The organism is Streptomyces sp. CO7, from assembly GCF_053474865.1.
Genome location: NZ_JBRIOU010000004.1, coordinates 636,975 through 642,079, shown reverse-complemented (window position 1 = coordinate 642,079; position 5,105 = coordinate 636,975). Strand labels below are relative to the sequence as shown.

The 5,105-nt window shown below is 77.3% G+C and carries 3 protein-coding genes; all 3 read left to right on the top strand.

Annotated elements, in window-relative coordinates; translation table 11 throughout:
- Positions 1 to 1,076, top strand: a 1,076-nt coding sequence (locus tag ACOV8S_RS15715; protein WP_448318445.1) for a MinD/ParA family ATP-binding protein, incomplete at its 5' end; no start/stop codon positions are given.
- A 147-nt stretch (positions 1,077 to 1,223) separates the two neighbouring features.
- Positions 1,224 to 1,820 (top strand): NAD(P)H-dependent oxidoreductase, encoded by a 597-nt coding sequence (locus ACOV8S_RS15710; protein WP_448318444.1) that lies wholly within the window; start codon positions 1,224 to 1,226, stop codon positions 1,818 to 1,820.
- A 256-nt stretch (positions 1,821 to 2,076) separates the two neighbouring features.
- Positions 2,077 to 4,866 (top strand): LuxR C-terminal-related transcriptional regulator, encoded by a 2,790-nt coding sequence (locus ACOV8S_RS15705; protein WP_448318443.1) that lies wholly within the window; start codon positions 2,077 to 2,079, stop codon positions 4,864 to 4,866.
- The last annotated feature ends 239 nt before the right edge of the window (positions 4,867 to 5,105 follow it).

The following is a 5,105-nucleotide window of genomic DNA, read 5'->3' as shown; positions in this document are numbered from 1 at the left end:
GGGCTCCGGGCGTGCCGCAGTCCTACGGGCCGCCGGCCCCCTACGGTCAGGCGCACTGGCCGGCGCCGGACCCGGGCGCCCGTGCCGGGGGTCTGGGGCTCAGCGCCGCGCTCGAGCTCTCCTCCGACCGTCTGCTGCGCAAGCGGCCCAGCGAGCGCCGCGGCCTGAAGGGCCTGCGCCTCGGCGGCAGGAAGACGGAGCGGGAGCGGGAGCAGAAGCTGGCCGTCCTGCGCACCCCGGTGACCCAGTGCCACAAGATCGCCGTCATCAGCCTCAAGGGCGGGGTCGGCAAGACGACCACCACGACCGCCCTCGGCGCCACCCTCGCCACCGAGCGGCAGGACCGTGTCGTCGCCATCGACGCCAACCCGGACGCCGGAACCCTCAGCCGGCGGGTGCGCTGCGGGACCAGCGCCACCATCCGGGACCTGGTGGCCGAGATCCCGAACATCGACAACTACATGGCCGTCCGGCGGTTCACCTCCCAGGCGCCCAGCGGGCTGGAGATCCTCGCCAACGAGGCGGACCCGGCGCTGTCCACGGCGTTCAGCGAGGAGGACTACCGGCAGGTGATCGGCTGCCTCGGCCAGCACTACCCGATCGTGCTCACCGACTCGGGCACCGGCCTGCTGCACAGCGCGATGCGGGGCATCCTGGACCACGCGGACCAGCTGATCCTGGTCGCCACGCCCAGCGTGGACGGCGCCACCAGCGCCAGCACCACCCTGGACTGGCTCAACGCGCACGGCTACGAGGACCTCGTCCACCGGAGCATCACGGTGATCTCCGAGGCCCGCCGGAAGAGCAGGAACGTGCGGGTGGACGACGTCGTGCACCACTTCCACGCCCGCTGCCGGGGCGTCGTGACCGTCCCGTTCGACGAGCACCTCGCCGCGGGGTCCGAGGTCGACCTGGAGCAGCTGAAGTCCCGGACCCGCGAGGCCTACTTCGATCTGGCGACGCTGGTGGCCGCGGACTTCCCCCGCACCCAGCCGGAGCCCGCCGGCTGGGGGGCCTCCTACCCGCACGCGGGGTACAGCGCGGCCAGCATGTTCACCGCCCCCGCCTGGGGCTGACCGACGGCCCGCCACCCCGACGGCCCCCGGAGCGCGCCCTGGGCGCGCTCCGGGGGCCGCCGTCGATTCCGGTGGCGGTGGGCCTGTTGTGGAGGCGCTGCCACGGTGGAACAGTCGGGCCCGACGACGAGGGGACGGGGAGTGGCGATGCGGGCAGGGGTGTACCTGGCTCATCCGCGGGCGGGGAGCTTCAACCACGCGGTGTTCGACGCGGTGGTGGGGGAGCTGCGGGGCCGTGGCTGCGAGGTCGTCGCGCACGACCTGTGCGCCGAGGGGTTCCCGCCGGTGCTGTCGGCGGGGGAGACGGGGACCGTGGAGTTCGGCGCCGCGGACGACGGCGACGAGCAGGTCGCGCGGCACCGCGCGGAGGTGGCCACGCTGGACGTCCTGGTCCTCGTCCACCCGAACTGGTGGGGCATGCCGCCCGCCGTGCTGACCGGGTGGGTGCAGCGGGTGTTCGTGCCGGGCGTCGCCTACAAGCTGGGCACCGCGGAGGGCGAGCCGGACGGCATGCTGCGGGCCCGCCGGGCGCTGGTGCTGAACACCTCCGACACCCCCGCCGAGAGGGAGGACGCCGTGTTCGGCGATCCGCTGGAGCGGATCTGGGCGGCGTGCGTCCTGCCGTACGTGGGGGTCGAGGACGTCCGCCGGGTCGTGTTCCGGACGGTCACCGGCTCCGACGACGCGACCCGTGAGGCCTGGCTCGGGGAGGCACGCCGGCACGCGGCCGCCCTGCTGGAGTGATCCGGCCCCGCGGCCGGGCCCTGCCGCCGGGCCGCGGCGCACGTCGCGCGCGTCGGGCCGAGGGCTGGGATGCTGGACGGGTGGCCGGGTGGCCCATGCCCTGCGGACAGTGGTGGTGAGCGCTGTGGCAGAGAAGCGGAGCGGGACCGGGGGCGGAAGCGGGTACGGGGCCGGGGACGACGTCGGCCCCGAGCCGGAGCCCTTGACCGTGCCGGAGCCCTCGGCCGAACCGGAATCTTCTGCCGAGCCCTCGACCGTGCCGGAGCCCGTGGCCGAGCCGGAGCCCGTGGCCGAGCCGGAGCCCTCGGCCGAGCCGGCGCCCGAGCCGGCGGAGCTCCCCGCGACGTCGCGGGCGGAGCCGACCGGGCCGGCCGGGGAGACGCCGGCGGACCCGTTCCTGCGGACCCGGATCGTCCCGCCGGTGCGGCCCGCCACGTACCTGCCGCGCCCGCGGCTGCTACGCCACCTGGACCGGGCGCTGCGGACCCCGCTCACACTGGTCGACGGGCCGGCCGGCGCGGGCAAGACCCTGCTGACGGCCGACTGGGTCGCCGGCCTCCGGGAGCCGGTCGCCTGGCTCACCGTCGAGGCGGGCGACGAGCGGCCGGGCGTGTTCTGGGCGTACCTGCTCAGGGCGCTCCGCGGCTGCGGCGCCCTCGGCCCCGGACCGCTCCCCGCGGACGCCTCCCAGATGGACGGCAGGCTGCTTGCGGCGCTGGCCGCCGAGCTGGACGAGGGCGGCCGGCCCGTGGTCGTCGTGCTCGACGAGTTCGACCAGGTGGACGCGCCGGAGATCGCCGAGCAGCTGCAGTTCGTCCTGCACCACGCCGGGCCCTGCCTGCACCTGGTCCTGGTCACCCGCACCGAGCCGCTGCTCCCGCTGCACCGCTACCGGGCGGCGGGCGAGCTGACCGAGATCCGGGCCGCCGACCTGGCGTTCACGCCCGAGGAGGCCGTCTCCCTGCTGGAACTGCACGGACTGGGCCTCACGGTGCCGACCGCGCGCGCCCTGGTGGACCGCACCCGCGGCTGGGCGGCCGGACTCGGCCTGTCCGCGCTGGCGGCGCGGGAGACCGCCGACCCGGAGGGCTACCTGAAGGAGTTCGAGGCGGGCCACAGTGCGATCGCGGACTTCCTGCTGGCCGAGGTGCTGGAGGGGCGGACGGAGCGGACGCAGGACCTGCTGCTGCGTGTGAGCGTCCTGGAACGGTTCTGCCCCGACCTGGCGAACGCGCTGACCGGCCGGGTCGACGCCGAGCCGCTCCTCGTCGACCTGCACCGGGCGAACGCCTTCGTCGAGGACCTCGGACACTCCTGGTACCGGCTCCACCCGCTGTTCGGCGAGATCCTGCGGGCCCACCTGCGGGTGCGCCTGCCCGGCCTCGAACCGGAGCTGCACCGGCGCGCCGCACGGTGGCTGCACCGGTCCGGGTTCCTCCCGGAGACCCTGGTCCACGGCGCCGCGGCGGGGGAGTGGGACTTCGCGGCCGGCGCCCTCGTCGGCGACCTCGCCATCGGCAGGCTCTTCACCGGGCTGCGCTCCGGCGACCTGACGGAACTGTTCTCCGGCATGACGCCCGAGGCCCGGACGCCCGCGACGGACCTGGTGCGGGCGGCCCGCGACCTGTCGCGGTGCGACCCGCACCGCGCGGTGGCCCGCCTGCGCCGCGCCGAGGAGGGCCTGCCCGAGGGGCGTTTCCCCGAGGAGTGCCTGGCCGACGGCACGCCCGACCCGGCCGCCGCACGGCTCAGCCGCGCGCTGCTGGAGGCGCTGGCCGCCCGGCTGTCCGGCAGCCCGCCGCGGGCCGAGGAAGCCGCCCGGGCCGCGGACGAGCTGCGGCGGGAGGTCCCGGAGCACCTCTTGGCGGAGCACCCCGAGCTGACCGCGCTCCTGCTCACCCACGTGGGGTCGGCCCGCCTGTGGGCCGGACGGTTCGAGGACGCGCGCGCCGCCCTGACCGCCGTGGTGCGCACCCCCGCCGGGCCCTCCACCGTGCTGCCCCGGGAGGACGCGCTGGCGCACCTGGCGCTGCTGGACCACCTCACCGGCTGGACCGGCCGGGCGGAGCGCAGGGCGCTGGCCGCGCTGGCCGAGGAGGAGCGGGCAGGGCTGGCCGGGCCCTCCGGCTCCGGCTCCGGCCTGGCCCGGCTGGTGCTGGCCGCCGTGGCCGTGGACCGTCACGAGCTGGACCGGGCCGGGGAACTGCTCGGCACGACCGATCCGGCGTCCGGCCGCCCCGGCACGGGTGCCCGGGACCCGGTGCCGGCGGCCGCCAAGGCCCTCGCCACCGCCCGGCTGCTGCTCGCCGAGGGCAGGGCCCGGGCCGCCGCCGAGGCCGTGGAGGTCCCGGTCGTTGCCGTCGAGGCCTCGCCGTGGGCGTCCGGGCACGCGGCGGTCGTCACTGCCGCCGCCCACCTGGCCGAGGGGCGCCCGGACGCGGCCGCGGCACTGCTCGACGGCGTGCCCGGCGACCAGCCCGCCTGCGTCGTGGAGGCGGCGGCGGTCCAGCTCGCCGCCGGGCGCGCCGGGGCGGCCACCGGCCTGCTCGACTCCCTGCGCGCCCAGGGCGGGACGGGCCCGGCGGTGGCCGTGCGGGCCGCGCTGGTGCGCGCCCGGGCGGCGGACGCCACGGGGGACGGGGCCACCGCGCGCAAGCTGGTCGAGCGGGCCCTCCTGGACGCCCGGCGGGAGCAGCTGCGGCGCCCCTTCCTCGACGCGGGGGCGTGGATCCGGCCGCTCCTGGCCTCCGGCGGGACCCGCGAGCTGGCGGCGGGCTGGCTCACGCCCGGGCCGTCGGCGCGACGCGGGGAGCGGCCGTCGCCCTCACCCTCGTCGGCCCCGGACCTCGTCGCGGCCGAGCTGAGCGGGCGGGAGCGGGACGTGCTGGTGCGACTGGCCGGGATGATGTCGGCCGAGGAGATCGCCGCCGATCTCCACGTGTCGGTCAACACGGTGAAGTCGCACCTCAAAAGCGTCTACCGGAAGCTGGCGGTGAACCGGCGCGGCGACGCGGTGCGCCGCGCGCGTGAGCTCGGTCTGCTCTGACACCGGCACCTGACGTTGCGGCGGCCCCGGCCCCGACACCGGCCGCGGTGCCGACACCGGCACCGGCACCGGCCCCGACATCGGCCCCGACAGCGGACCAGCCCCGGCCGTACGGCTGGGGCACCGGCCCCGGCGCCCGGCACGGGACGCGGCGCTGGTCCGGCCATCGGCCGCACGGCCGCACCTCGCCACGGACGGACCGGGCCCGGAGCCGCTGGGCCTCGGGCCCACCCCACCCC